Source organism: Pseudomonas sp. GW456-12-10-14-LB2 (genome assembly GCF_002884345.1).
Lineage (GTDB): Bacteria > Pseudomonadota > Gammaproteobacteria > Pseudomonadales > Pseudomonadaceae > Aquipseudomonas > Aquipseudomonas paraglycinae.
Genome location: NZ_POHV01000005.1, coordinates 23401 through 49212, shown reverse-complemented (window position 1 = coordinate 49212; position 25812 = coordinate 23401). Strand labels below are relative to the sequence as shown.

The window sequence follows — 25812 nt, the reverse complement described above, 5'->3', positions numbered from 1 at the left end:
GCGAGTGACTCCGGAGAGTCATCACAGGCGCGGTCTTCATGTTTGCATCACTCGGATTTGCGGATTTTTTCCACAATCGCCGTGGTCGAGCTGTTTTCCACCAGCCCCAGCACTTTAACGGTGCCGCCGTAGGCTTTGACGATATCCGCGCCGACAACCTGGTCGATGCCGTAATCGCCGCCCTTCACCAGCACGTCCGGCTTGACCTCGCGCAGCAGGTTTTCCGGGGTGCCCTCAGCGAAGCTGATCACCCAGTCCACCGCGCCGAGACCGGCGAGAACCGCCATGCGCCGGTCAACGCTGTTGATCGGACGGCCCGGCCCTTTCAGGCGGCTGACCGAAGCATCGTCGTTGATCGCGACGATCAGGCGATCGCCCTGGGCCCGCGCCTGCTCGAGGTAGGTCACGTGGCCGGCGTGCAGGATGTCGAAGCAGCCGTTGGTGAACACGATTTTCTCGTTGTGCGCACGGGCATCGGCGACTGCCAGCAGCAGTTGCTCCAGACCCAGCACGCCACGCTCGGAACCTTCTTCACGCTGAATGGCGCGACGCAGTTCCGGGGCGCTGATCGCCGCGGTACCCAACTTGCCGACCACGATGCCCGCCGCCAGATTGGCCAGCGCCACCGCGTGCGGCAGTTCTTCGCCAGCGGCAATTGCGGCCGCCAGGGTGGAAATCACTGTGTCGCCGGCACCGGTCACGTCGAACACTTCACGGGCCCGAGCCGGCAGGTGCAGCGCCGGATGATCCGGACGCAACAGGGTCATGCCGTGTTCGCCACGGGTCACCAGCAGCGCGCCGAGATCCAGGTCGTGCATCAGCGTTGCGCCTTTGGTCACCAGCTCGTGCTCATCGGCGCAACCGCCGACGATGGCTTCGAACTCGCTGAGGTTCGGGGTGATCAGGCTCGCGCCACGGTAAATCGAGAAATCTTTGCCCTTCGGGTCGGCCAGCACCGGAATGCCTTTGGCACGGGCGGCCTGGATCAGCGCCTGATGGTTTTTCAGGGCGCCCTTGCCGTAGTCGGACAGCACCAGCACCTTGATGCCTTCGAGCAGATCGTCGACCTGCGCGCCGAGGGCCAGTGCGTCGGTGGCGAACGGTTCTTCGAAGTCGATACGCAGCAATTGCTGGTGCCGGCTCATGACCCGTAGCTTGACGATGGTCGGCTGATGCGCGATGCGCTGGAACAAGGCTCGCACGCCCGCACCCTTGAGGCTGTTGCTCAGGCTGTCGGCGGCTTCGTCGTCACCGGTCACACCGACCAGCGACGCCGGCGCACCCAGCGCGGCAATGTTCAAGGCAACGTTAGCGGCACCGCCCGGGCGGTCTTCGATTTGCTCGACTTTAACGACAGGAACCGGCGCCTCAGGGGAAATCCGTGAGGTACCACCATGCCAGTAACGGTCGAGCATGACATCGCCGACCACCAAGACAGGGGCTTGATCGAATCGCGGCATGGACAACTTCATGGAGCAACCCACATACAAAATGAACAGGGGCGCGATATTAACACAGGGTTGGCGAAGGCTTGTGCGGCGGCTGCAACAGGATGAAACAGCTGGCTTTTTTGCTCATTTTTTAAGCAGAAAAGCCGCCAGCAGCTCGCAGGCTTCTCTCGGCTCGACCGTTTCCGTATCGATCCGGCATTCCGCCGCCGAGGGTTCTTCGTAAGGGCTGTCGATACCCGTGAACTGCTTGATCCGGCCCTCTCGCACGGCCTGGTACAGACCTTTCGGGTCCCGGCGCTCACACACCTTCAGCGACGTGCTCACATGCACCTCGACAAAGTCGCCCTCGGCAAAAAGATCTCGCGCTGCCTCCCGTTCCGCCCGGAACGGCGAGATGGCTGCCACAATGACGATCAGGCCGGCGTCGACCATCAACCGGGCCACTTCAGCCATGCGCCGGATATTTTCCCGACGACTCGCATCGTCCATTCCCAGGTCCCGGCACAAACCGTTGCGCACGTTATCGCCGTCGAGCAAAAACGTGTGCAGGCCGAATTCATGCAAATGCACTTCCAGGGTGTTGGCCAGGGTCGACTTGCCGGCACCGGACAATCCGGTCAGCCACAGGCAACGTGGACGCTGGGCCTTGAGCGCGGCTCTGTCCCGAGCAGACAGCGTGAAGCTGTATGGGCGAATGGCCGATGCGGTCGCCAGACCGGGCAACACTTCATTCATAACCGAGCAACTCATAGTCGCGTTGATAAACCCGACGTACCAAACGCCGTGTACGCAAGGAGCAGAACTCTCGCGCCTTGGTCGGCTGGCGCAGCACGGAAACGTTGACGTGTGGCAGCTGACACACCATCCCCAACTGCTCGCAGACAATCTGAAAATCCCGCTCCAGGTGCTCCTGATAGCCGATGAAATCCATGGCCAGATGGCCCAGCGAGTCGGTCAAAAAATCGCTCTGTGCGGCAAAATGCAGTTGTCGCGAGATCGTCTCCGTATGCAGCCAGCGGGCAATGAAATCGTCGAAGTCCCGGTACTGCCGAACCAGTTGCTGCGCGGCATGATCACGCCCGCTCAACGTATTGCCGTGGAGAAACGCATAAGCCGAATACGCCCGCTCCAGAGGATCTCGTACGAAAGCAAACTTGTACGCAGCGGCATACTGCTCGGGAAACTGCTGCTCGTACCAGTACAGCGGCAGGTGACCCGGAGTCCTGCCGTTGAACATCGCCGTACAGATACTGCTGCCGGCGCATTTGGGCACGTGGATAAACAGACAGGAACGCTGCGCGAACGATGGGGGGTAGTGCCGATTCGCAGACATCGACTTGTTCACGACCTGACGGTCCACGACTGACAGTCGATCCAGCAGAAATTGCCGCTGTGCCTTGGGCAACAGCTTCCAGAGATAACGTTGCAGCATCGCAGTACCCACGCGAAAGGGATGGCCCTCTCGATTGAAGTCAAAGTTCGTTCGAGAACCTTAACAAGCGTGTTACCGGGATTTATTCAAGTTTGGTCAAGAAGCGTAAAGAAACGGATACATATCTCGGAAGCGCATTGCACGCCCCGAAGGGCGACAGGATGGGGCAGTCCCATCCTGTCGTCGGGATCAGGCGATGTCTTCAGCCGGAGCATCCAGGCCCATCGCATGCAGACGCGAGTAGTAGCCGTTCTGCGCCAGCAACTGTGCGTGGGTGCCACGTTCGACAATCTGGCCCTGATCCATCACCAGAATCAGATCGGCCTTCTCGATCGTCGAGAGGCGATGAGCGATGACCAGCGTGGTGCGGCCCTTCATGACGTGATCCAGCGCTGCCTGAATGTGCCGCTCGGATTCGGTATCCAGTGCCGATGTCGCCTCATCGAGAATCAGCAGCGGTGCATTCTTCAACAACGCCCGTGCTATCGCCAGGCGCTGACGCTGACCGCCGGACAGCAACACGCCATTTTCCCCGACCTGGGTGTCCAGGCCTTCGGGCATTTGCGAGATGAAGTCCATTGCGTAGGCGTCGGTAGCGGCCTTTTCGATATCGGCCCGGGGAGCACCGGCCAAGTCGCCGTAGGCGATGTTGTTGGCAATCGTGTCGTTGAACAGGGTCACATGCTGGGTGACCTGTGCAACGTGGCGACGCAGGTTGCGCAATCGGTAATCTTCGATCTCGACGTCATCGAGCAGAATCTCCCCGATATCGTGATGATAGAAACGCGGAATCAGGCTGGCGAGAGTCGACTTGCCGCTACCGGAGCGACCCACCAGTGCGATCATCTGGCCTGGCGCCGCACTGAAGTTGATGTTCTTCAGCACTTCGCGCTCGGTGCCCGGGTAAGTGAAACTGAGGTTGCGTACCTGCAGATGGCCGCTGACCCGGTCACGCTCCACCGTACCGTTATCCACTTCAGGTTCTACGTCCAGTTGCTCGAAAATGCTTTCGGCACCGGCAACCCCTTTCTGGATGGTCGAACTGACCTCCGACAACTGCCGGATCGGCTTGGGCAGCAGACCCGCGGCCGTGATGTACGCCACCAGATCACCGGCCGTGGCATCGCCACGCAGGAACAGCACCAGGAACATCAGCACGGCCATGGCGCTGTAGATCACCAGCTGCAGCATGGGCGTGTAGACCGCTCCGGTCTTGGTCATGCGCAATTGCTTGTCGGTGTTGCTCTGGCTGGCGGCGGCAAAGCGGCGCTCTTCATAGCTCTCGCCACCAAAACTGCGCACCACGCGATAGCCCTGGATGGTTTCGGAAGCCACGTGAGTCACGTCGCCCATGGCCACCTGGATCTTCTTGCTCTGCTTGCGGAATTTCTTGCTGGTACTCCCCACCATTAAGGCAATCAACGGAAGGATCGCCAGCATGACGAGGGTCAGCTTCCAGTTCATCCAGAGCAGATAGGCGAACAGAAACACCACCGTCAGGCCTTCACGGATAACCACCTTGATGGCATCGGTGGCGGCACCGGTCACCATGGTCACGTTGAACGTGATGCGCGAAATCAGATGCCCTGAATTATGGGTGTCGAAATAACGATTGGGCAGCACCAGCAGTTTGTTGAACAACTCGATGCGCAGGTCATGCACCAGTCCCAGCGATACTTTCGCCAGATAAAAGTTGCCGAGAAACGACCCCAGCCCCTGCCAGGCAGCGATCAGAATGATCAGCAGCGGCACGGCCATCAACAACTGCAGGTCCTTGAGATAAGGAACATTGGGAAAGAGCACCGCTTCGGGATTGCTCAGGCCATCGACAAAATATTTGAGTATTCCCGCCAGCATTGGCTGGGTGGAGGCAAAAATCACGAAGCCCACGATACTCAGAAGGAAAAGGCCGATATAGGGCTTTACGTACCCCAACAGCCGAAAGTAGATCTTCAGGCTGGAATCCTGTTCCGCTTTGGGCGGTACGTCACTCATCGTAGGGCTCACTGATTAGGAAGAACGCGAAATTTTATCACAGGCACCGGGATTGGCCCGAGCCCATACCAAAACACTGGCCAGACCAATAGGCAACCAGCTTACAAACCACTCGGCCCTTGGGGTTCCGGTCAGGCTGGCGGCGTCGAATTGCATGGCCAGGCTCGAGAACAGCCAAATGCCAATGATGCCCCGCCCGTAGAGGGTTTCCCGGGCTTTCCATGCCTGGCACAAGACGGCAATCCAGATTGCACACCACAACAGCAAGCCTGGCAGGCCCAGCTCGATAGCGACATGGGTGAACAGATTATGGGCATGGTCAAAATACATGCCCGAAGCAAACACTTTGTAGTCGCCACCAAGACCCAGCCCACGCAGGGGGTGCTCGGCGATCATTTGCAGGCAGGCCATCAGAATCTGCGGCCGGTAGGAAACGCCGCGCGCCATGACCAACGGCTCGAACAACACGAAAGCCAGCATGGCGACAACCAACGCGCACGCCGCAATTGCACGGCTGCGGCGGTCACCGCACCAGATCGGCATGGCAAGCAGCGTGAGAAACAATGCCAATGCGGCGCCGCGACTCTGGCTGAGCAGTACGAACATGCCCAGAAACGTCATCGCGATGACCCAGACAATCTGCATCCGCCCGGTTTGTGGTGGCCACAGAACAAGCCATACCGCCGCCAGGCCGATGACATAGCCCCCGAGGATCGGGTGGGCCAGCTCGCCCAGGCCTTCCACGCGCGCCATCAGGACATTGCCATCGAGAAGGTAGAATTTGACGATAGCCGCGATTGCCGTGGCCGCCAGCCCGATGCCACCCCATTGCATGATGCGAATCACACGGTCGGGTCTGCCATTGGCGAAAACCGGAAAGAACAGAAGAAAAACCACGATATACAGCAACCGCTTGGCCTCGCGCCCGCTGTCCGCGGCGTTCGTCCATGAAAGACTGATCAAAGACCAGGCCAGAAGCCCGAGCATCGGCAGCCAGATCCAGCGCTGTTCATGAAACATCTCCCTGAGCCGGGCCCGTGCAGACCAGGAAAAGACCAGCGCAGGTATCCAGAGCAATACGACCAGGCCTTGCTGATAGGCTTTGTTGGTAGGCGCAATGGCAATGGCTAACAGAAACCACAACAGACCTGTCGACATCCATGCTTTCGCCCAACGTGTTTCTTGCATCAAACTGCTCCTGATAGAGTTCACCCACCCAGCCCGGCATGGTTAAAGCTGAAACTTTTCGGCATCATTGCCCGCCACAGCGCCCCGTTCTTCCCACAAGGCTTTTCACGATGCAATTTTCCCGGCTGCCAGAGGCCACTTTGAATCAAATGATTGACGGTGCCAGAATCCTGGAGGCCGATAGCTACGGGCCGAAAGTCTACCTGTTGCAGGATGGGAATATTCTGAAACTGTTCCGCCGCAAACGGTTTTTTTCATCCGCACTGTGGCGCCCCTACTCGAAACGCTTCATCGATAACGCCGTCGGACTGCAAAAACTGGGCGTTCCAACCCTTCAGGTCCTGCAGCTTTATAAACTGCAAGCTCCTGGCATGACAGCTGTGCTCTACCAGCCATTGCCGGGAGAGACCTTGCGCCAGATTGCCAGCAAGGATGGTTTTTCGTGGCAGCAGGCATTGCCAGACCTGGCCGGTCTGATCCGCAATCTTCATGAATCGGGAATCTATTTTCGTTCGCTGCACTTGGGCAACATTGTGGTGACGCCCGACAACTGCATGGGCCTGATCGATGTAGCAGACTTGCGTTTTTTGCGGGCGCCGTTGCCCCGGTATCTGGTCAAGCGCAACCTGCAGCATTTCGCTCGCTATATTGAACGCGAGAAGCTGAACGAAACCTTTCCGATGCACGCACTGGAAAAGGCCGTAATGCCTTCATGAAAGCAGGTCGTGGGCAGCCTGGCTGAAATCGAGCCAGGCCTGGTCAGGCGCCAGCGCCTGATATTGCTCGGCGGCGACTGTTTCGGCCGATGCGCTGAACGCCCTCAGGATCGCGTCACGCCAGGCGGCCACATCCTGAACGGGGGCATACCAGCCGGTATCGGCCAACTGTTCGCGAAACACCTCCAGCTCACTGGATAAAACCGGAACACCCGCCATGACGGCTTCCTGCATGATCAGCCCCAGGCCTTCATTCAGCGACGGCATGGCAACCCAATCGAATGCCCGGTAAAGCTGAGCCGCATCATCCAGATGCCCCGGCAGCAAGACCTTGCCACGCAATTGCAACTCATCGATCCGCGCCTCCAGCACAGCGCGCCCCGTGCCTTCACCGAGAATCACCAACTGCAGATCAGGTCGCTGAAGCAAGGCTTCGGCGAAAGCGTCGAGCAGGCAACCAAACCCCTTGCCCGCGACCAGTCGCCCAACAGCTCCCAATACCGGTTTGTCCAGCGCAAGACCCAATCGCGCTCGCGCCTGCTCCCGAGGGAGAAGGTCGGCACGAAACGCCAGAGGATCGAAAGCGCTGCGCAACGTCATGACCTGAATCTGCAAGTCCTGACACAACGACGCCGCGAGGGTGTTCGAGACTGCAACCAGCGTCAGTTGCGAGGAGGGAATTCGTTTGAAGAGCGCGCGATCCACAGGATGAAGCCGCGTCGAACCATGAAAGACCACCACCGCACGAACGTCGGGCATGGCTTCGATGACAGGCAGCAATGTACGTGCTACGCCAAGGCCATCGAGGAGCACCACGCGTGCACCGCTGTTTTTGAGGGCTTTGTGAAATCTGGAACGCATCCAGGGCCTCGTCAGCCGCCAGAAATGCCGCCCTTTCAACCGGGCGGAGGACAGCCCCCACTCCGTCACTTCGCCAACGCTCAGCCCACCTTCGCAGGCGCGGCCTTGAAGCAACCAGGTTTGAACCGGCTCCGACGAGGCGGCCTGAGACAGGATCTGTTGATGCACCTTATGAGTTGAGGCAAACGGAGCACCCCCGGCCCACATGACGTTGAGAATACTCATAGGGAACGAAGCCAATACCTGGGTTTCTGGAAAAAAGCTGCGGTGCATTTAATTGATGAACCAGCCAATACAGACTCCCAACAGCAAAGACAATACGAACTTTATCTGTTCGCGACGACTGCGGCGCGCCTTGCGCTGACGCTCGACAGCCGTTTGCACATGCAGACCGAAACCCGTGTGCATGACGGCGTCCGCTTCCAGCGTCATGGCCGTCAGATTCAAGTCTGCGTAGCGAATGGACAGCGCCTTCTCCCCACTGAATCCGGCAAAAGGTGCGCACAAGCGGTATTCCTTCATCCGCCGCAAGCCAGGATTCAGCGAAAAGCCCTGCCACTCAGGCTTGTCGGACACCAACGGGTAACAAGCTACCCCGCCGACGATCTCCCGCGTCTCCAGCCGAATGTAAGGACTGTGCACCCGCAAGTCATGATTATAGCTACGCAGCCAGACCTGCAGAATTTCCGGGCGCAGGTCGAGAATGGTCCTGGAGTCTTCCACAAATCCCGGGCGATAGAATTCCCAGTCGTCTTCGCAATGGAAGACATAGGGTGTGGTGACATGTGCGTAAGCCAAGTCGATTGATGCCAGCTGCCCCAGCTTCGGGCGATTGATGAATACGGTGCAATGCTCCTTCCAATGAGCAGGAATCACAGCGTGCACACCTTCATCCCCCGCATCCTCCGTGATGAACACTTCACGGATGGGAGCGGTATTGAACCGGTCGAAGCTCTCAAGCGTTATCTTGAGCAGATCCATTCGACCACAGCTGGTGACCACCAGGGTGATGTCACTTTCTTGAGTAAATTGCACCGGAATCTCAATTAGGTAAAAGTCGCCAGCAATATCGATTGCCGGGTAGTGCTTGTCAAATGCCCAGCTTCAGACGCACCTTTTCCAGAAGGCTCAGCGGCGCACGAGCCCGCAGTTCTGGCTTAAGTTCCTCGACGATACGTTGGCCGATTCGTGCAAAGCTGAACTGACTGACCGCGAGCTCGCGACCGTTGCGCGCAATTCGCGGCGCCAGTTCCGGATCGCTGCGCAATACGGCCAGCTTCTCCTGAAGCTGTGCGATGTCCTTGTAGAACACCACGTTGTGCATGTCCTTCAACCCTAGGGCCTGACTTTCCTCTGCCCCCTGATCAAACGCCAGCAATACACAACCGCAGGCCATCGCTTCGAAATTCTTGATCATGAATTCGCCCATGCCAACGTCGGCGCTGACAAAAAAGCGGATCCGGTTGAGCGTGTCGCGGTATTCCTCTCCGGACTTCGTGCGGGTAACCACCAGAGGCTCGACGCGCCCCAACTCGTCGAGCAAGGCTTTGCGACCGCTGTAGGCAACACTGTTGGTGCTACCCACGAAAGCCAGCTCGATATCCCGCTCGCGCCCCTGATCTTCAAGTTGTGACTGGTCGTAGCCCTTGGGCACGAAGACGGCGTCGAAGCCCTCCTGACGAAGGCGCTCAGTGACCACGAAGCCGGAGCTGATCACCCGCGCCCACGGCAAGCGGCGGTAATGCGCGCTGAACTTGCCGGTGTATTTGCACGGAATGTAATTCTGGTAGGCATCGTGTTCCAGAATCACCAGATTGGGGATCGTGCGGATAAATCCGACCTGACGGATTTCCTGCTTGAAACGAAGGAAAAACACGATGCGGTCATATTGCGTAACGTCGACTTCGCGCCGGAAATAGCGACGCAGATTGCGCTGTTCATCGCTGCTCAGCCACCGCAAATCGCACTCGCAATGTGCCGCAACACCTTCGTACAAGCGATCCAGAATCGCCCGCTGATCTTTCTGCACCAGAAATAAAACTTTCATCGTCTTCCTTGCCGCGACAGGCAAACAGAGCAACGCCTGAAGGTCTTTCCGCTCGAAAGCGGACGTACTTCAGGCCCGTACCATCTATAAACGCCAGAACAGTTCATGGCGTCGTACAGCCTTGCGGAAAAATTCGTTTTCACCGTAGGGCGAGCCCGCACGCCCCGCAAGCAGGCGCTGCAGGCCGCGCCGCAGGCGACGCTTGAACGGAGCCGGTGGTTGCAGGTCGTGCATCATGCCCAAGGCCATGGCTTTGTCACGTTGCTGCGAGAGCGTCAACGGCACGCACAATGGCTGCATCGGTTGCGACGAGTCGAATGTCGGCGGCAGGGCGATACCTTGCCCGCTATCACCCATCGGCCAGCGATCGTTATCGTGCAGGTGGTTGGCGTAGCCGAGCAGGACCGGTTGCCAGTCAAGACCACGCAAGACTTCCAGCACGGCGTCCTGGGCGCAGATGTGATCGGGATGCGGATCGAGCGTCGGATGCGGCAGCACGATCACATCCGGGCGCGCGCGGGACAGCACGTCACGCAGGTCGGCCAGCAGATTGTTCCAGGTCGGCGCGCCATCGGCATCACCGGGCAAGACAAACGGATTCAGCTGACGAAACATCCGTGTATCACTCAAATCAGCTTCCCGCGAACCCACCGGCTGATTCGGCGCAGCCTGCATCGCCGCCAGTTGCAGGCAGAAATACCCGAGCTGCACGCAGTGCTCCTGCGGTACGCCGGCCCAGCGCGGTACGGCAAGACTGTCCCAGGCACGCAGGCGCCCCTTTAGCCGCGCCGCCTCGACCTTGTTCAGGCCCATCTGTTGATAATGTTCGGCTTCGATCTCGCCGGCGGTCAGCGTCACGATCCAGGCTTCACTGGCCTGGCTGTACAGACCGTAGGCGGCGAGTTCGGCATCGTCGGCGTGAGGGGCGATGACCATCACCCGCTGCTGGCGGTAGTCCGGCTGCTCCAGTGCCCACAGCACCGGCTCGCCGGAGACCCGGCAAAAGCGCCCGCGCAGACGCAACTGGCCTTGCGACAAGGCCTGCGCCTGCCCGCTGAGGTTCAGATAACGCAGACCGTTGACGCCACGTTCGAACGTCTGCGCATCGGGATGGGTGCCCCCGGCCAACTCGACCCGAGGATCGAAGAAGCGTCCCAGAAAGCTGCTTTTGACCTTCACCGCGAGGATCAGCGTAGCGTCGTCCATCAGCATCACGCCTTCGTCGAGGCGCAATTGCTCGCCGTTCAAATGCACTTTTGGCTGCGGGGTAAACGGCGGAAAGCTGTATTGGTAATCGTCTTTCGGCGAATAGAACAGGTGATCGGCGAACCACGCTTCGTGGGCGATCCAGCCAACCACTGCCAGCACCAGCGGCAACCACCAGGCCACCAGCACACCGAGAGCGATCAACACGACCAGTGCGATCAACAGGCCGATGCGTTTATTGCGCCGGTGGCGCTTGAGCAATTGCTGTTTGCGACTCATGGGCTGACTCATACGGTGAAGACCGGCACAGGATTGCACCAGCGATCCTTGTATTCACGGTCGGCACGACCGAAGGAAAAGCGCAGCGGCTTGTCCAGTGCCCGCGCATGCTCCCAGGCACTTTGCGTATTGAGGAAACTCAGGACGCTGCCGGGGCTGAATTCGCGGGTTTCAGGGTCGACGCCGCCGTTGATGTATTCGACGCTGATCCATTCCGGGGCTTCAACGCGATACACCAGTTGAATGGCAATCGGCGCGTCGTTGAGGAAGATCACCGAGCCGATCAACAATTCGCGCAGCAATTCGATGACTTCGGCCATGCGTGCCGCGCCAGTGGCCGGAAAACCCCAGCGACGCTGAAACAAGTCGCAGTAGATTGCTGCCAGTTCCGCACTCGAGAAGTCGCTGACCGGCCGCACCACACCGCCCGCCTCTTCCAGCAGGCGCAGTTCACGGCGCTGGTTGTAGCGAAACTTCTTCGACAGTTCTTCGGGGGTACGGGCCATGGCCAGTTGTTCGGTCTGCACCTTGAGGCCGCTGAAGCGGTTTTCGTTGAGCGCCGACAGGTAGCGTCCGCGATGGCGCAGCGGGGCCTGGGCATCGACGGCGGCCGGCAGGATCAGCTCGGCGTTGCCGAGGTCGAACAAGCCTTTCTTGCCGTTGCGCTTGAGCACGTCCTTGGACAAGGCCAGGTCGCGGCCCCAGGTCGGGATCGCGGCTTTGACGTCGCCCCGCTGCTCCCAGGCCAGATAACGCACCGGGATGCCGGCCAGATCCGCCAGACGCTCGACCACCATGGGATGAGTCGCGACGCTGCCGCCGAAACGCTGCCAGGCCTGTGCATAAGTTGAGGCGTCAACGGGCGACCAGCCACGTTCGCGCCAGCCTTGAAATCGGTTGAGCATCAGCCCCTCGGTGCCAGATCGGTAACTTGCGGCAAATGCCAGAAGGTGTCGCGTACAGCTCGGTCGGAGAAGCGCTCGCGCAGACGATCGACCATCATTTCGGCGCATTGACGACGCTGCTGCTCGTCCATGCCGGCCAGATGTTTCAGACCCTGGGCCAGATGCTCGGCGTCACCCAGCGGGAACAGAATGCCCACGCCTTCGACCACTTCCTTCGCCCCGCCACACGCCGTGGCCAGCAACGGCACGCCGGCGGCCATGGCCTCCAGCAGCACCATGCCAAACGGTTCGTGGTCGGAACTCAAGGCAAACACATCGAATGCGCGGAAGTAATTGCGCGCGTCCGGCACCTGGCCGAGGAACAACACGCGATCACCGATGCCCAGTTCACGGGCCAGTTCCTTGAGGTCTTGTTCCAGACGCCCTTTGCCGAGAATCACCAGTTGGCTGTTGGCCGGCAGACCGGGCAATGCCGCGGCAAAACCGTGCAGCAGCGTGGCCTGGTCCTTGTCCGGGTGCAGGCGACCGACGTTGCCGACAATGAAGGCATCCGCCGACAGACCGAGGGTCTCGCGAGCTTCACGGGCCGACACCTGACTCATCTGCAACGCCGAGACATCGATGCGGTTGTAGAGGGTCTGGATGCGCGCCGCCGGCCATTTCGGCAGGCAACGGCGCATGTCGTCGCGCACTGCATCGGACACGCCGAGCAGGCTCAGACGCCTGCGGAAAATCTGCGCAAAGAGTTTGCGCGAGCCGCGTTTGTAATCGCCAAACGCGTGATGCACGCCAATCACCGGCAGCGAAGTGCCGAGCAACGCGATGTAGATCGGCTTGAAGCGATGGGCGATGCAGAAACTGAAATTGCGTGAAGCGGCGATCTTGCGCAGATCGCCGATGGCGCCCAGCTTCAGGCCACGAATGGCCTTGGAGCTGTATTCCATGAACAACACTTCAGCGGAGGCGCAGGCTGCGGCCACCTCGCTATCGGCGGCCCCGGTCAGAAAGACCGTGGTGACCCGATAACGGGTGCCCGCAAACAGGCTGGCGTATTGCCGTGCGCAGTCGAGGAACGGCCCGTCATAGCCGTGACAGAACTGCAGCACATGGCGTTCAGCCGAGCGTGTCATAAGCGTTTGCGCCTTCTTTGACCACCAGGATGTCTTCCATGATCAGGTATTGCAGATCCGAGCCGAAGAACATGTTCAGGGCGTCGGTCGGCGAGCAGATCATCGGTTCACCACGGCGGTTGAGCGAAGTGTTCAGGGACACGCCGTTGCCGGTCAGCACTTCCAGCGCCTTCATCATGTCGTAGTAGCGCGGGTTGTATTCGCGCTTGAGCACCTGGGCCCGGGAAGTACCGTCTTCGTGGACGACTTCCGGCACGCGTGTCTTCCACTCTTCAGCCACTTCGAAGGTGAAGGTCATGAACGGCGCCGGGTGATCGATCTTGATCATCTGTGGCGCAACGGTGTCGAGCATCGACGGGCAGAAAGGCCTCCAGCGCTCGCGGAACTTGATCTGGTGGTTGATGCGGTCAGCCACGCCAGCCACGCTCGGGCAACCGATGATCGAACGACCACCCAGTGCGCGCGGACCGAACTCCATGCGGCCCTGGAACCAGGCCACCGGGTTGCCATCGACCATGATTTTGGCGATCTGCTCCGGCATGTTGTCGAGCTTGCGCCAGGTCGGCTTGTTCTCGTGACGGGCGCACGCGGCGATCACGTCTTCATTGCTGTACGACGGGCCGAGGTAGACGTGTTCCATCTTCTCGACCGGCACGCCACGGGCGTTGGACACATAGGCCGCTGCGCCGACTGCAGTGCCGGCATCGCCGGAGGCAGGCTGTACGAACAGTTCCTTGACGTCGTCGCGGGCGATGATTTTCTGGTTGAGCTTGACGTTCAACGCACAGCCGCCGGCGTAGGCCAGCTTGCCGGTTTCCTTGAGCACGTCGCCCAGGTAGTAGTCGATCATCTGCAACGCGATTTTTTCGAACAGTGCCTGAATGCTGGCGGCGTAGTGGATGTACGGCTCGTCGGCGATGTCGCCTTCGCGCTTCGGACCCAGCCACTCGATCAGCTTCGGCGAGAAGTAGTAACCCTTGCCCTTCTCTTTATAGCGACGCAGGCCGATCACGTTGGCGTAGTCGGTGTTGATCACCAGCTCGCCGTTTTCGAACGAAGCCAGGCGCGAGAAATCGTATTTGCTGGCGTCGCCGTACGGCGCCATGCCCATGACCTTGAACTCACCGTCGAGCATGTCGAAACCGAGGAACTCGGTGATCGCGCCGTACAGGCCGCCGAGGGAGTCCGGATCGAAGAATTCCTTGATCTTGTGGATCTTGCCGTTTTCGCCATAACCGAAGAAGGTCGTGGCGTACTCGCCCTTGCCGTCGATGCCGAGGATCGCGGTTTTCTCTTTGAAACCCGAGCAGTGGTAGGCGCTGGAGGCGTGGGCCAGGTGGTGTTCAACCGGTTCGATCTTGATTTTCTTCGGATCGAAGCCCAGTTGCTCCAGGCACCAGACGATCTTGTTGCGATAGCGCTTGTAGCGACGGTTGCCCATCAGGATAGCGTCGAGTGCGCGGTCCGGGGCGTACCAGTAACGCTTGGCGTACTGCCAGCGAGCCTTGCCGAAAATGCTGATCGGGGCGAACGGAATCGCGACCACGTCAACGTCGGAAGGCTTGATGCCTGCCTGCTCCAGGCAGAACTTCGCCGATTCGTAGGGCATGCGGTTCTTTGCATGTTTATCGCGTACGAAGCGCTCTTCCTCAGCCGCCGCGACCAGCTTGCCGTCGATGTACAAGGCTGCGGAAGGATCATGGCTAAGGGCGCCGGACAGGCCAAGAATCGTCAATGCCACAGGGGTCTAGCCTCTTTAGTCTGCATTCAGGCGCGATGCGCCTTGAAAAATGATGTGCCCTCGCACCGGGCGAGAGACAGCTAAAGGGCGGGATTATAGCGTAAACGTGGCGGGAATGACCCTGTGCGAATTGCCCCATGTCTTTCAACCTACTGAACCCTTGTCCATCGGCCTATCCACGGCCTGGTCGCCAATAAACACTGATATTCCCGTCCACCGTCTGGCGATAGATCGTGTACGGCAGAAAAGCCGTATCGAACACACCGGACAGGGTCAGATCGAGCAGGACAACCGGCACCAGAATGCCGGTAGGATCGGGCGGCGCGTGCAGCAGGCAGAAATCGTGGGCGAGTCCGCTGTAGATACGCGGAATCGACTGACAGTAGGTCTTCTGTTTACGCAGGCCGCGCGTGGCGTCTTCATCGTCCTGCAGCACCGTAACGGCGGTGCCGCAGCCGGACAGTGCCAGGGAAAATGCGCCGATCGTGATAGCGTTTTTGATGCTCAAGATTTGCCCTCCGGGAACGTCGGGGCAAACTAGCATCGGGGTTTTGCGAGGGGCAGTTCATGGGTTCCGGGAAGGCCGTAGGACAAGTCACAAGGATTTGTCGCCACATGCCTCACCCGGATCCAACTGCAGAAATGTCTTACGCGCTGGCGAAAACAATCACGCGGTGCCCGCTACATCTTTGGGCAACCGCTGATCAATCACCTGATACAGCGCGCTGCTCTCAGGCCAGTTGCGCATGAAGCGCGCACGATCCCGGGCATAGGCCGGAGCGAAGCTGCCCAACGAGCCGTGCTGACACATCGAATCCAGATCTATCAGCGCCCAGCGATCTTCCTGCCAGAACAGGTTATGCCCCTTGAAGTCGCCATGGCTGATGCGCTCGGCGATCAACCGCGCAAACAGCTGATCCAGCGCCTGCAACTCGCTTTCCGGCGCCGCACCGCTTTCAACGTACGGCGCAAAGCGCTCGATGATGTCCGGCCCGGCCAGATGTTCGGTGATCAGATAGGCCTTGCTGCGCAGCCAGAGAAAACGGGTTTCCAGCACCGCCAACGGTTTTGGCGTGGCGATGCCGAGGAAGGCCAGACGATTGCCTTCGCGCCAGGAATGCCAGGCGCGGCTTGGACGCCAGAAGCGCTTGAGCCAATGGGCAAAATTCTTGATGTTGTAACGCTTGATCACCAGAGGACGCCCGGCAACCTCGACCTTGCCGACACTGGCCGCGCCGCCGGTCTTGTACAGATGGCCCTGATCGAGCAAGGCATCGGCCTGCTCCAGCACCGGCAACATCGCGGGCTCTTCCTCACGACGAATCGAGCGCAGACCGAACGCGCCGCGCTTGACGCTGAACAGCGTGCACTCACGACCGACCTTGATCAGGTAATCCTTCAAGCGCCAGGCGCGCACCTTGTCGATCTGCTTTTGCAAGGCTTCCAGCGGCAGCGCGTGTTCGCTGTTGCTCAGCAGGTAATACACCAACAATTCTTCGGTGAACGGCTCGAGCGACTTGGGCAACTGGGCGAAGAACACTCCGAGGTTTTCCAGCACTTTCTGCCGGGACAACGGCTGGCCGGCGTTTTCCGCACAGATACCTGCGCCATCGATCAGATACAGCTGACCGCCGTGGCGCAGCAGGTTGTCCAGGTGCAGGTCTTCCTGCCACAGGCCTTTGCCGTGCAATTGACCGATGGCGCCAAGCGCTTCGGCCAGCACCGCCGATTGTTCGTCGGCCAGCACCGGCAAGGATTCGACTTTGTTCCAGGCATCGCCGAGGCTTTCGGCGCCTTCGAGGAATTCAAACAGCAGCCAGCCACCCTCGCCGTCCTTCAGGCCGTCGGCCAGCAGCAACGGTGTGGTCATGCCCTGGGCGGCGAGCAGTTTCACACCTTCCAGTTCACGCTGAAAATGCCGCGCTGCCTTGTTGCCGACCAGCAATTTGGCCAGCACCGGACGCCCGCGCCACACACCGGCACCAACGTAACGCTGCCCCGGCAACACCCGCAGCAGACTGAGCAACTGCAAATCGGCAACGCCCGCCGCATCCGCGAGCGAAACCGTCAACGGCAGACTCGGCGTGCGCCCGGCATTTTTCAAGTCGGACAACTGCATCAGCGGGTCTCCTTGCGACTGCGCCGCGCGGTCAGCCGCGTGATCCAGCTGTCGACCAGCGAACTGTCCGTCGATTGATCGAGATACGCCGCCAGCAGCTCACGCAATTGCGCCTCGCTCCACTCCGGCGCACGGCGCAGCAGCGGTTCCAGATCCTTGACCCGGTCACGCATGCCGAACAGCAACGGGCGGGTCTTTTCCAGGTCGATCAACTGCGCCTGATAGCCATCGCTCTCGGCGCGCAGGAAAATGTGTTTTGGATAAAAGCAGCCGTGCACCTGACGCATACCGTGCAGATGACGCGCCAACAGGCCGCAAGCCTTGAGAATCGCCGACTGCTGCGCGGCATCGAGATCCGACCAGCGCTGCAACAGCGAATCGAGATCGTCCCAGCCCTCCAGCGCGCGGGTCAGCAGGATCGCACGGACTTCACCGTTGACCTTGCGCTCACCGAAGAACGCCGCCTGCAACGCCGGAATGCCCAGCTTGTTGTAACGACTGATATTGCGAAATTCCCGGGCGAAGGTCGGCTCGCCGAATGGCGCGTGCAAGGTGCGAGTCAGGTAATTGCACTGGCGCTTGAGGTAATAGCCATGCCCTTCCAGCTCCAGACGAAACACGCTGCTCCAGCCGCCGCCATCGGTGTTGGGCTCATCCACGGCGTCGAGTTGCTTGGACCACAGCGCATCGAACGTGCCGAGACCGTGGCGCTCCAGCAGCGCACGATCTTCAGCGGCCAGAAAATCAGTCATTCGCGTCCCTCGAAAAATCTCACCACGTGGCGAATCCGTTGCTTGTCGGCGGCATTGAGCCGTTCACGTCGGCGATATTGCAGGTAAAAGCGCAGGCGCTGGGTGTTCGACAGGTGATACTTGGCCACCTTGTCGAGACAGGCCAGATCCTTGGTGATCCGGTACTTGAGCCAGAAGCCGCGCCAGAAATCTCCGTTCGGGCAATCGATCAGAAACAGCTGCGCCTGATCGTCGATCAGCAGGTTGCGCCACTTCAGATCGTTATGAGTGAAGCGATGGTCGTGCATGACCCGGGTGTAACCAGCCAGTTGCCGGCTGACGCCGTCGACCCAGGCGCGATCCTTGAGCTTGGGATCGTTGCGTTCGGCCAGTGCCGACAGGTCTTCGGTGCGCGGCAGCTCACGGGTGATCATCGCCCCGCGATCGTAGGCCATGCCGTTGCGCTCCAGGCCCCACGCCACCACTTCGGCGGTGGGAATGCCCCACTTGGCAAAGCGCTTGAGGTTCTGCCATTCCATCTTCACCCGGGGCTTGCCCAGATAACGCCGCAAGCCTTTGCCGGCGCCGACGTAGCGCTTGACGTAATAATTGACGCCATTGAGCTGCACGCGAATGACTTCGGACAAAGGATCGCGGGTCAGGCGCTCGCCCTGAAGGGCGAATACCGCTTCTAGGCTACCGAAGTGTTGTGCAAGATCGCTGTATTCAGGCTCCAGATTCCAACCCGCCATCAGAGCGCATCCCCGTAACGCTGCTTGCGCGCGTAGAGCTTGTTGGCCTTGCCTTCAAGCCAGCTCAGCAACGGCGCTTCTTCGGCCAGGATCTGGCGCAGCGGTTGCTGGAAGTAGCCTTTGAGGAAACGCAGCTTGTCGCGGCGGGTCAGGCCGATATCCAGCGCGGAAAAGTACAGCGCCGCCAGATCCTTGTTGCGCCAGCGCTGGGTGATCGCCGGGCGGGTCTGGGCACGGTGCAGGTCGATCACCGAAAGTTTGAAATCTTCGGGAGTGACCGGTTTGTCGGTGTGCAGCAGGAAATGGCAGATGTAGCAGTCGCGGTGATTGACCCCGGCGCGGTGCATCATGCCGGTCATGCGCGCGACCTCGGCGATCAGCGCCCGCTTGAGTCTTGGCTGCGGCGGTTGCTTGACCCAGTCGATGCTGAAGTCTTCGAGACTGATGGTCGGCGCCAGCTCTTCGGTGACGATGAACGAATGCTGATCCGCCGGGTTGCTGCCCTTCTCGCCGTACGCGACGGCGGTCATGGTCGGCACGCCGACTTCCTGCAGACGCTGGATTGCCTTCCATTCCTGACCCGCACCGAGCACCGGCAGCTTGGCGGTCAGCAGGTTCTTGAAGATCTCGCCCCAACCGACGCCCCGGTGGATCTTGACGAAAAAGCCATTGCCGTCGACTTCCGTGCGTAACGTCCGGCGGGCTTCCAGCTCGCGGTACACCTCGCCCTGCAAGCCTTCGACTTCCACGAACGCATCGCGGCCAGCCCACAGGCTCTTGAACGGTTCAGCCAGCATCAACTTCATTTAAGCGTGCTCCGCCAGAATCACATCGGCCGCGTGCTGCGGCATGCTGTAGAGGTCGGCCGTCTCGGCGAAGGCCAGACCGTTGCGGCTCCAGGCCGCCCGTGCAGCGTCGTCGTTCAACATGTCAGTCAGGTATTGCGCCAGTTGCGCCTGATCGAACGGTTCGTCCAGCACTCGCCCGGCGTCCGCCTCGGCGATGTAATGGGCGTAACCGCAGACCGCGCTGACCAGCACCGGCAACCCGGCGACCAGCGCCTCAAGCAGCACCGTACCGGTGTTTTCGTTATACGCCGGGTGGATCAGCAGATCGGCGCCGAGCAGGAAACGCGGGATATCACTGCGCCCCTTGAGGAACGTCACGTTGTCGCCCAGGCCCAGCGTCGCACTCTGCATCTGGAACAATTTGGGGTCATCCTGGCCGATTACAAACAGCCGGGTGCGTTTCTTCAGCTCGGCAGGCAATGCGGCCAGCGCTTTCAGGCTGCGATCGACACCCTTGGTCTTGAACCCGGAACCGATCTGCACCAGCAGCAGTTCGTCGTCCTTGAGGTTGAATTCGGCGCGGAAACCGGCGCGAATCTGGTCGGCATCCGCAGGACGGCGGCGATCCTGGGCGATGCCAGGCGGCAGCAGGTGGAAGCGCTCAAGTGGTGTGTCGTAATACTTGATGAACAGCGGCTGCTGCACTTCGGAAATCATCAGCACTTCGGTCTTCGCGTCTTTGGCGAACACCGCACGCTCGTATTCGGCGAAGTGGCGGTAGCGGCCCCAGCGGCGATACAGCGAATGGCGCAGGTTCTGCGCCTTGTCTTCGAAGCAACCGTCGGCGGCGTAGTAGACGTCCAGCCCCGGCATCTTGTTGAAGCCGATCAGGCGATCCACCGGGCGCCTGGCCAGGTCCGCTTCCATCCACGCGCTGAGCTTTTCGTTGCGCCGGTGATTGAAGAACGCCTTGACCGGCGCCACCAGCACTTCGAAACCGGGCGGCACGTCGCCTTCCCAGATCAGGGTGTAGACGCGGATCTGGTGCCCGCGCTTCTGGCATTCGAGGGCGATGCGCATGAAGTCGCGCTGCAAACCGCCGAACGGAAAATATTTGTACAGGACAAAAGCCAATTGCATCAGCGCAGCTCCTCAGCCATCAACAACGTGCTCAGTCGGCTGGCAACACGCTCGGGATTCAGACGCGTGAAGCACAGGGGCCACTCGCGTTTCAGGTCAAACTGACGGGCATCCTGCGCGGTCGGTTGATAGGTACATTTCTTTTGCAGGCACGGCGCGCAAGGGAAATCGCTGCCGAGGTGAATCTGCAGCTTGCCGTAGGCGCCGGTCAGGCCCGGATTGGTCGGGCCGAACAGGGAAATCGTCGGCACATCCAGTGCCGCAGCCAGATGGCCGAGACCGGTGTCCACCGCGACGCAGGCCTGGGCGCCGGCGAGCACCTTGCCGACCCCGGCCAGATTCAGCTTCGGCAGCACTTCGGCGTGTTTGAAACCGGCGGCGATGCGCTCGGCCCGGGCCTTCTCCAGCGGGTTGCCCCACGGCAGCTTGATCCCGACGCCGAGGTAGCCGACCCGCTCGGTCAGCTCGCGCCAGTAGGCTTCCGGCCAGTGTTTGGTGTCCCAGGTGGTGCCGTGGAGGAACACCACGTAGGCATTCTTGCGCGGCAGTTCGACCAGACGCTCGACATTGAGGCCGTAATCGCCCAGGCCTTTGGGCAAGTCATAGCCCAAAGCAATCGCGAACAACTGGCGCACGCGCTCGACGGCGTGCTGCCCACGGGCCACCGCCAGTTTGCGGTCATAAAAGCGCGCGGCAATCGGCTCGCGGGCCGAGCCCTTGTCAAGACCGGCCACCGGCGCTTTGACGTAGCGGGTCAGCCAGGCGCTTTTCAGCAGGCCTTGAGCGTCGATCACCAGGTCATATTTGTTCGCCCGAACGGATTGCTTGAAGCGTTTCCACTCGCCGCTGGTGATGGTTTTCCAGATGTTCTTGCGCCAGCGGCGGATCGCCACCGGAATCACTTTGCCTACGGCCGGGTGCCAGGTCGGAATCTCGGCGAAGCCTTCTTCCACCACCCAGTCGAACTTGATCCCGGGAATCGCCCGGGCGGCGTCGGTCAGCGCCGGCAACGCGTGAATCACGTCGCCCAGCGATGAAGTCTTGATCAGCAATACCCGCAAGTTAATGAACCTCGACCACAGAGCCCTGCAAACGCTGCAAGGCATCGTTGACTGCGTCCGGCATCAGCTGGCGCAGGCAGTTGTAATGGCCGAAACGGCAGGTGCGGTCGAAACAAGGGCTGCAATCGAGGCCCAGACGGACGATTTCCACGTGCTCGGCCAGCGGCGGGGTGAAACCCGGCGAGGTCGACCCGTAGACCGCAACCAACGGGCGATTCAATGCAGCGGCCACGTGCATCAGGCCGGAATCGTTGGAGACCACCGAATCGGCGCAGGACATCAGGTCGATGGCCTCGGCCAGCGAGGTGCCGCCGCTGAGGTTCACCGACTCTTCACGCAGGCCCGGAATCAGCCGCGCGCGAATGTCTTCACCCACCGCGTGATCGTTCTTCGAACCGAACAGCCAGACCTGCCAGCCTTCGCGAATCCGCGCCTCGGCAACCTTGGCGTAATGCTCCGACGGCCAGCGTTTGGCCTCACCGAATTCGGCGCCGGGGCACAGCACCAGCACCGGGCGATCGAGGGTCAGACCGAACTTGGCCAATGCGGCCTCGCGGGTCACCGGATCGATCTGCAGGCTCGGGCGCGGATAAGGTTTCGGCAGCTCGGCGTTCGGCTCGTAGGCCAGCGCCATGAAACGCTCGATCATCAGCGGATAACGTTCTTTATCCAGCGTGCGCACGTCATTGAGCAGGCCGTAGCGGAATTCGCCGCGCCAGCCGGTGCGTTTCGGGATGCCGGCGAAGAACGGCACCAGCGCCGACTTCAACGAATTCGGCAGCAGGATCGCCTGGTCGTACTGGCCGGCCAGGGATTTGCCGATCCGCCGACGGGTCGCCAGCTCCAGCGCGCCGTGGCCGAGCGGGAAGCTCAAGGCCTTGCGCACTTCGGGCATGCGTTCGAGGATCGGCCGGCTCCACTCGGGGGCCAGCACGTCGATTTCGCACTGCGGGTGGCGCTGCTTGAGACACTGAAACAGTGTCTGCGCCATCACCATGTCACCGACCCAACTGGGCCCAACGATCAGAATATTCATGTGGTTTCCATAAACGAACCGGGGAGGCTTTACGCCTCCCCGCTCGAGAATCAGCTTAGCCCCAGCTCACGCCAGATCCGCATCACCTGCCGCCGTTCGTCTGCGAACTGATCGCCCGGTATCACCCCGGCGTCCTTCTGCAAGGCCTGCCGGTGGGCGGCGGAACGATAGGCCTTGTAGGCCTCGCGCAACAGGCTGGCGTCTTCGGCCGGCATCAGCCCTTCGTGCTCCAGCTCTTCCAGAATGCGGATATTGTCCGTCCAGCGCAGCAACGGCGGGTGGGTTTGCGACCACGCCAGAGCCGCGTATTGCACCATAAATTCAATATCGACGATACCTCCGGCGTCCTGCTTGAGGTCGAACGGCGCCGTGGCCTCGAAGGCATTCGCCCCGGTACCGGCGGCAGTGCTCTTGCTGCCGAGGTTGTCGCGCATCTTGGCGCGCATCTCGCTCACTTCCTGTTGCAGTTTCGCCAGATCCCGCACTTTGCCCAGCACTTGGGCCCGGACGTTCTCGAACGCCTGGCCGACATCCTTGCTGCCCACCAGCACCCGCGCCCGCACCAGCGCCTGATGTTCCCAGGTCCAGGCTTCATTTTCCTGATAGCGCGCAAACGCGCCGAGCGAACTGACCAGCAGCCCGGATGCTCCGGAAGGACGCAGGCGCATGTCCACTTCGTACAGCTGACCGGAGTTGGTCTGTGCCGTCAGCAAGTGAATGATCCGCTGGCCGAGCCGGGTGAAGAACTGCGTGCCATCGATGGGTTTCGGGCCATCGGTTTCGGCCTGCTGATCGCCATCGTGGATGAACACCAAGTCCAGATCCGAACCATGCCCCAACTCGATCCCCCCGACTTTCCCGTAACCGACAATGATGAAGCCGGGATCGCACAGCGTGCCATCGGTGCGCAGCGGCGTGCCGTACTTGGCCACGGTCTGGCGCCAGGCCAGGGCCAGCACTTGCTCAAGAATCGCTTCGGCCAGCCAGGTCAGGTAATCGCTGACTTTCATCAACGGCAGGCTGCCGGCGATTTCCGAGGCGGCAACACGCAAGCGGTGCGCCAGTTTGAAATGGCGCAGCGCTTCCATCTGTTGTTCGAGGTCGTCTTCCGGGATCCGCGTCAGGCGCTCGCGCAACTCGGCGGCCAGTTCCGGCGCCAGCGGCGGCTTGAACAGCCGGCCTTCGTTGAGCAATTCATCAAGCAGCAACGGGAAGCGGGTGATCTGCTCGGCGATCCACGGACTGGCGGCGCACAGCGTCAGCAAACGCCGCAGCGCGCCGGGGTTTTCCGTCAGCAGCACCAAATAAGCCGAGCGCCGGGCTACCGCTTCGACCAGCGGCAACACCCGCTCGAGCACCAGATCGGGATTTTCATGCTCCACCGCCTGGGCGAGCAGGCGCGGAATAAAGGCATCGAGACGCTCGCGCCCCAGACGCTGCATCGCCCGCAACTGCGGACTGGCGCGCAGGCTCGCCAGTGCCTTCAGGGCCTTGGTCGCGTCGGCGAAACCGCCCTCCTCCAGCTGGCGACAGGCCGCTTCTTCGTCTTGAGCCTCCTCCCACAGCGGCAGCCATTCACCGCCGACCACCACTTCGCTCTCGACGCCTTCGTCCTCATCCGGATCGGCGATCACTTGCGCAAAGTGCCAAGCCACCCGGCCGCGCCAGAACATCAGCTTCTCGTGGAACGCTTCCCAGTCGGCGAAACCGAGCATGAACGCGATTCGCGCCTGATCCTGAGCGCTGTCCGGCAGCATCTGGGTCTGACGGTCAGCAATCGCCTGGATCGCGTGTTCGGTGTAACGCAGGAATTCGTAACCTTCGCGCAGCTCGCTGATCACCGCTGGCGGCAGATAGCCTTGCCCTTCGAGCGTGCTCAACACCTTTAATAGAGGGCGCTGTTGCAGACTCAGGTCGCGACCGCCGTGAATCAGTTGAAAGGCCTGGGCGATGAACTCGACTTCACGGATACCGCCGGAGCCCAGCTTGATGTTGTCGGCCATGCCCTTGCGCCGCACTTCCTGCTGGATCAGTTGCTTCATGGTGCGCAGCGCTTCGATCGCCGAGAAGTCCAGATAGCGCCGGTAAACGAACGGTCGCAGCATTTCCTGCAACTGCTCGCCCGCCACCTGATCGCCGGCCACCACCCGCGACTTGATCATCGCGTAGCGTTCCCAGTCGCGGCCCTGATCCTGGTAATACTGCTCCAGCGCATTGAAGCTCAGCACCAGCGCGCCGGACGAGCCGTACGGGCGCAGACGCATGTCGACGCGGAACACGAAACCGTCGACGGTGATCGGGTCGAGGGCCTTGATCAGGCGCTGGCCGAGGCGGATGAAGAATTCCTGGTTATCCAGCGGGCGTTTCACGCCGACGGTTTCGCCGCCTTCCGGGTAGGCGAAGATCAGGTCGATGTCCGAGGACAGGTTCAACTCGACCGCGCCGAGCTTGCCCATGCCAAGGATGACCATCTGCTGTGGTTCGCCGCTGCGCCGGCCGGTCGGTGTGCCGAACTGGTCGCAATGGCGGCGGTACAACCATTGATAGGCCTGATCGACGCTGGCGTCGGCCATGTCCGAGAGATCGCGGCAGGTCTGCACCAGATCGGCCTGGCGGTTGAGGTCGCGCCAGATGATCCGCACCTGATGCCGGGTGCGCTGGCGACGCAGGGCTCGGCCCAGTTCATCTTCGGTCTGGGCGAGGCTGACGGCGGCGGCGATCTGCGCGCACAACTCACCTTTGGCATACGGCCGGTCCAGCTCGCCGGACTGCACCAGCGACAACAACATCAAAGGGTCACGAACGCTCTGTTCAATGACGAAATCGCTGGCGGCGCTGACGCGGGCGAACTGCGCCCAGCGTTCCGGCGTCCAGGTGGAGAAGCCAAGATCATCTTCAAGTCCGGCGACGGCCGCACGGAACGACTGCTCCGATCGGCTGACCAACGGCAGGAGAATGGCGGGCAGTTCGGCAAGCGCGGGCAGGGTCATGGTCTATCCTTGATCGGCGTGTAAATGGCCGCTTGTAGTGATGATTGAAAAACCGCTACGCGAAGGACTGTCGAACAAAAGTGAGAAATAGCTGAAATTTCTTTTTCTTTGGCAGCCAGCATCAAACTTTCACCTTTTTCGGATGGCTAAAGACCAACCTTAACGATTATTCTCACAACGCAGTCGGAGGCCACAAGCCTTTCATCTGTAGTTTTACTACTCGTCTATACATTCGAAAGGCTGA

Annotated in this window: 23 protein-coding genes; 1 reads left to right on the top strand and 22 read right to left on the bottom strand. The window is 60.7% G+C overall.

Translation table 11 applies throughout. The features are described from left to right. Positions 1–47: 47 nt before the first annotated feature. From hldE to C1X29_RS04625, 5 genes are all read right to left on the bottom strand, one after another. Positions 48–1472, bottom strand: a complete 1425-nt coding sequence (hldE, locus tag C1X29_RS04645) for a bifunctional D-glycero-beta-D-manno-heptose-7-phosphate kinase/D-glycero-beta-D-manno-heptose 1-phosphate adenylyltransferase HldE (protein ID WP_007952241.1) — start codon at positions 1470–1472, stop codon at positions 48–50. Between the two features lie 102 nt (positions 1473–1574). Next, positions 1575–2186, bottom strand: coding sequence for an adenylyl-sulfate kinase (gene cysC / locus C1X29_RS04640; RefSeq protein ID WP_102716950.1), 612 nt, complete (start codon positions 2184–2186; stop codon positions 1575–1577). Beyond that, entirely contained in the window at positions 2179–2883 is a 705-nt protein-coding gene (locus tag C1X29_RS04635) for a sulfotransferase family 2 domain-containing protein (RefSeq protein WP_102716949.1), read from the bottom strand. Before C1X29_RS04635 ends, cysC begins: the two co-directional genes overlap by 8 nt. Positions 2884–3072: 189 nt before the next feature. Next, positions 3073–4878 carry a lipid A export permease/ATP-binding protein MsbA gene (msbA, locus tag C1X29_RS04630; RefSeq protein ID WP_085746475.1) on the bottom strand — a complete coding sequence of 602 codons (1806 nt, stop codon included), beginning with the start codon at positions 4876–4878 and terminating at the stop codon, positions 3073–3075. A 15-nt stretch (positions 4879–4893) separates the two neighbouring features. After that, positions 4894–6066 (bottom strand): O-antigen ligase, encoded by a 1173-nt coding sequence (locus C1X29_RS04625; protein WP_085746474.1) that lies wholly within the window; start codon positions 6064–6066, stop codon positions 4894–4896. A 110-nt stretch (positions 6067–6176) separates the two neighbouring features. On the opposite strand from C1X29_RS04625, the gene C1X29_RS04620 reads away from it, so the two are divergent. After that, positions 6177–6782, top strand: a complete 606-nt coding sequence (locus C1X29_RS04620) for a toluene tolerance protein (protein WP_102686808.1) — start codon at positions 6177–6179, stop codon at positions 6780–6782. Here C1X29_RS04620 and C1X29_RS04615 read toward each other — a convergent pair. The 17 genes from C1X29_RS04615 to C1X29_RS29630 form a co-directional block, all read right to left on the bottom strand. Next, positions 6777–7868 (bottom strand): glycosyltransferase, encoded by a 1092-nt coding sequence (locus tag C1X29_RS04615; protein ID WP_102716994.1) that lies wholly within the window; start codon positions 7866–7868, stop codon positions 6777–6779. The two genes, C1X29_RS04620 and C1X29_RS04615, sit on opposite strands and share 6 nt — an antisense overlap. A gap of 48 nt (positions 7869–7916) precedes the next feature. Then, the gene (locus C1X29_RS04610) at positions 7917–8678 is read right to left on the bottom strand and encodes a hypothetical protein (protein WP_085746471.1); all 762 of its coding nucleotides are present in this window, start codon (positions 8676–8678) and stop codon (positions 7917–7919) included. A 55-nt stretch (positions 8679–8733) separates the two neighbouring features. Next, positions 8734–9690 (bottom strand): glycosyltransferase, encoded by a 957-nt coding sequence (locus tag C1X29_RS04605; protein WP_102686810.1) that lies wholly within the window; start codon positions 9688–9690, stop codon positions 8734–8736. Between the two features lie 84 nt (positions 9691–9774). Next, complete coding sequence (locus C1X29_RS04600; RefSeq protein ID WP_102716948.1) at positions 9775–11175, bottom strand: PIG-L family deacetylase; 1401 nt, start codon at positions 11173–11175, stop codon at positions 9775–9777. Between the two features lie 8 nt (positions 11176–11183). After that, a complete protein-coding gene (locus tag C1X29_RS04595) occupies positions 11184–12080 on the bottom strand; it encodes an antimicrobial resistance protein Mig-14 (protein ID WP_102686812.1) in 897 nt (298 codons plus the stop codon). Beyond that, positions 12080–13210 (bottom strand): glycosyltransferase, encoded by a 1131-nt coding sequence (locus tag C1X29_RS04590; protein ID WP_102686813.1) that lies wholly within the window; start codon positions 13208–13210, stop codon positions 12080–12082. The genes C1X29_RS04595 and C1X29_RS04590 overlap by 1 nt, the downstream gene beginning before the upstream one ends. Continuing rightward, positions 13194–14951: a carbamoyltransferase gene (locus C1X29_RS04585; protein ID WP_007952261.1), complete on the bottom strand. Its 1758-nt coding sequence runs from the start codon at positions 14949–14951 to the stop codon at positions 13194–13196. The genes C1X29_RS04590 and C1X29_RS04585 overlap by 17 nt, the downstream gene beginning before the upstream one ends. 172 nt (positions 14952–15123) lie before the next feature. Next, positions 15124–15459, bottom strand: coding sequence for a YceK/YidQ family lipoprotein (locus C1X29_RS04580; protein ID WP_085746466.1), 336 nt, complete (start codon positions 15457–15459; stop codon positions 15124–15126). A gap of 159 nt (positions 15460–15618) precedes the next feature. Then, a complete protein-coding gene (locus C1X29_RS04575) occupies positions 15619–17070 on the bottom strand; it encodes a lipopolysaccharide kinase InaA family protein (protein WP_102716947.1) in 1452 nt (483 codons plus the stop codon). Further along, a complete protein-coding gene (locus C1X29_RS04570; RefSeq protein ID WP_102686815.1) occupies positions 17070–17822 on the bottom strand; it encodes a lipopolysaccharide kinase InaA family protein in 753 nt (250 codons plus the stop codon). Before C1X29_RS04570 ends, C1X29_RS04575 begins: the two co-directional genes overlap by 1 nt. Continuing rightward, positions 17819–18553 (bottom strand): lipopolysaccharide kinase InaA family protein, encoded by a 735-nt coding sequence (locus tag C1X29_RS04565; RefSeq protein ID WP_102716946.1) that lies wholly within the window; start codon positions 18551–18553, stop codon positions 17819–17821. Before C1X29_RS04565 ends, C1X29_RS04570 begins: the two co-directional genes overlap by 4 nt. Beyond that, positions 18553–19359 carry a lipopolysaccharide core heptose(I) kinase RfaP gene (rfaP, locus tag C1X29_RS04560; protein ID WP_102716945.1) on the bottom strand — a complete coding sequence of 269 codons (807 nt, stop codon included), beginning with the start codon at positions 19357–19359 and terminating at the stop codon, positions 18553–18555. Before rfaP ends, C1X29_RS04565 begins: the two co-directional genes overlap by 1 nt. Next, positions 19360–20481: a glycosyltransferase family 4 protein gene (locus C1X29_RS04555; protein ID WP_085746461.1), complete on the bottom strand. Its 1122-nt coding sequence runs from the start codon at positions 20479–20481 to the stop codon at positions 19360–19362. Further along, a complete protein-coding gene (gene waaC, locus C1X29_RS04550; protein ID WP_074689605.1) occupies positions 20481–21542 on the bottom strand; it encodes a lipopolysaccharide heptosyltransferase I in 1062 nt (353 codons plus the stop codon). The genes C1X29_RS04555 and waaC overlap by 1 nt, the downstream gene beginning before the upstream one ends. Position 21543: 1 nt before the next feature. Further along, on the bottom strand, positions 21544–22578 hold the full coding sequence (waaF, locus tag C1X29_RS04545; protein WP_039766536.1) for a lipopolysaccharide heptosyltransferase II: 1035 nt from the start codon (positions 22576–22578) through the stop codon (positions 21544–21546). A 50-nt stretch (positions 22579–22628) separates the two neighbouring features. Beyond that, on the bottom strand, positions 22629–25568 hold the full coding sequence (gene glnE, locus C1X29_RS04540; protein WP_102716944.1) for a bifunctional [glutamate--ammonia ligase]-adenylyl-L-tyrosine phosphorylase/[glutamate--ammonia-ligase] adenylyltransferase: 2940 nt from the start codon (positions 25566–25568) through the stop codon (positions 22629–22631). Then, positions 25565–25690 carry a hypothetical protein gene (locus tag C1X29_RS29630; protein WP_255261909.1) on the bottom strand — a complete coding sequence of 42 codons (126 nt, stop codon included), beginning with the start codon at positions 25688–25690 and terminating at the stop codon, positions 25565–25567. The genes glnE and C1X29_RS29630 overlap by 4 nt, the downstream gene beginning before the upstream one ends. Between the last annotated feature and the right edge of the window lie 122 nt (positions 25691–25812).

Excerpts from the sequence above, each read along its gene's own strand:
- C1X29_RS04570 (WP_102686815.1), bottom strand. The coding sequence starts at position 17,822 with ATGACTGATTTTCTGGCCGCTGAAGATCGTGCGCTGCTGGAGCGCCAC.
- C1X29_RS04635 (WP_102716949.1), bottom strand. The coding sequence starts at position 2,883 with ATGCTGCAACGTTATCTCTGGAAGCTGTTGCCCAAGGCACAGCGGCAA.
- msbA (WP_085746475.1), bottom strand. The coding sequence starts at position 4,878 with ATGAGTGACGTACCGCCCAAAGCGGAACAGGATTCCAGCCTGAAGATC.
- C1X29_RS04605 (WP_102686810.1), bottom strand. The coding sequence starts at position 9,690 with ATGAAAGTTTTATTTCTGGTGCAGAAAGATCAGCGGGCGATTCTGGAT.
- C1X29_RS04625 (WP_085746474.1), bottom strand. The coding sequence starts at position 6,066 with ATGCAAGAAACACGTTGGGCGAAAGCATGGATGTCGACAGGTCTGTTG.
- waaF (WP_039766536.1), bottom strand. The coding sequence starts at position 22,578 with ATGAATATTCTGATCGTTGGGCCCAGTTGGGTCGGTGACATGGTGATG.
- C1X29_RS29630 (WP_255261909.1), bottom strand. The coding sequence starts at position 25,690 with ATGCTGGCTGCCAAAGAAAAAGAAATTTCAGCTATTTCTCACTTTTGT.
- C1X29_RS04600 (WP_102716948.1), bottom strand. The coding sequence starts at position 11,175 with ATGAGTCGCAAACAGCAATTGCTCAAGCGCCACCGGCGCAATAAACGC.
- C1X29_RS04595 (WP_102686812.1), bottom strand. The coding sequence starts at position 12,080 with ATGCTCAACCGATTTCAAGGCTGGCGCGAACGTGGCTGGTCGCCCGTT.
- C1X29_RS04555 (WP_085746461.1), bottom strand. The coding sequence starts at position 20,481 with ATGCAATTGGCTTTTGTCCTGTACAAATATTTTCCGTTCGGCGGTTTG.
- C1X29_RS04565 (WP_102716946.1), bottom strand. The coding sequence starts at position 18,553 with ATGGCGGGTTGGAATCTGGAGCCTGAATACAGCGATCTTGCACAACAC.
- C1X29_RS04615 (WP_102716994.1), bottom strand. The coding sequence starts at position 7,868 with ATGAGTATTCTCAACGTCATGTGGGCCGGGGGTGCTCCGTTTGCCTCA.
- C1X29_RS04590 (WP_102686813.1), bottom strand. The coding sequence starts at position 13,210 with ATGACACGCTCGGCTGAACGCCATGTGCTGCAGTTCTGTCACGGCTAT.
- glnE (WP_102716944.1), bottom strand. The coding sequence starts at position 25,568 with ATGACCCTGCCCGCGCTTGCCGAACTGCCCGCCATTCTCCTGCCGTTG.
- C1X29_RS04620 (WP_102686808.1), top strand. The coding sequence starts at position 6,177 with ATGCAATTTTCCCGGCTGCCAGAGGCCACTTTGAATCAAATGATTGAC.
- hldE (WP_007952241.1), bottom strand. The coding sequence starts at position 1,472 with ATGAAGTTGTCCATGCCGCGATTCGATCAAGCCCCTGTCTTGGTGGTC.
- C1X29_RS04575 (WP_102716947.1), bottom strand. The coding sequence starts at position 17,070 with ATGCAGTTGTCCGACTTGAAAAATGCCGGGCGCACGCCGAGTCTGCCG.
- rfaP (WP_102716945.1), bottom strand. The coding sequence starts at position 19,359 with ATGAAGTTGATGCTGGCTGAACCGTTCAAGAGCCTGTGGGCTGGCCGC.
- cysC (WP_102716950.1), bottom strand. The coding sequence starts at position 2,186 with ATGAATGAAGTGTTGCCCGGTCTGGCGACCGCATCGGCCATTCGCCCA.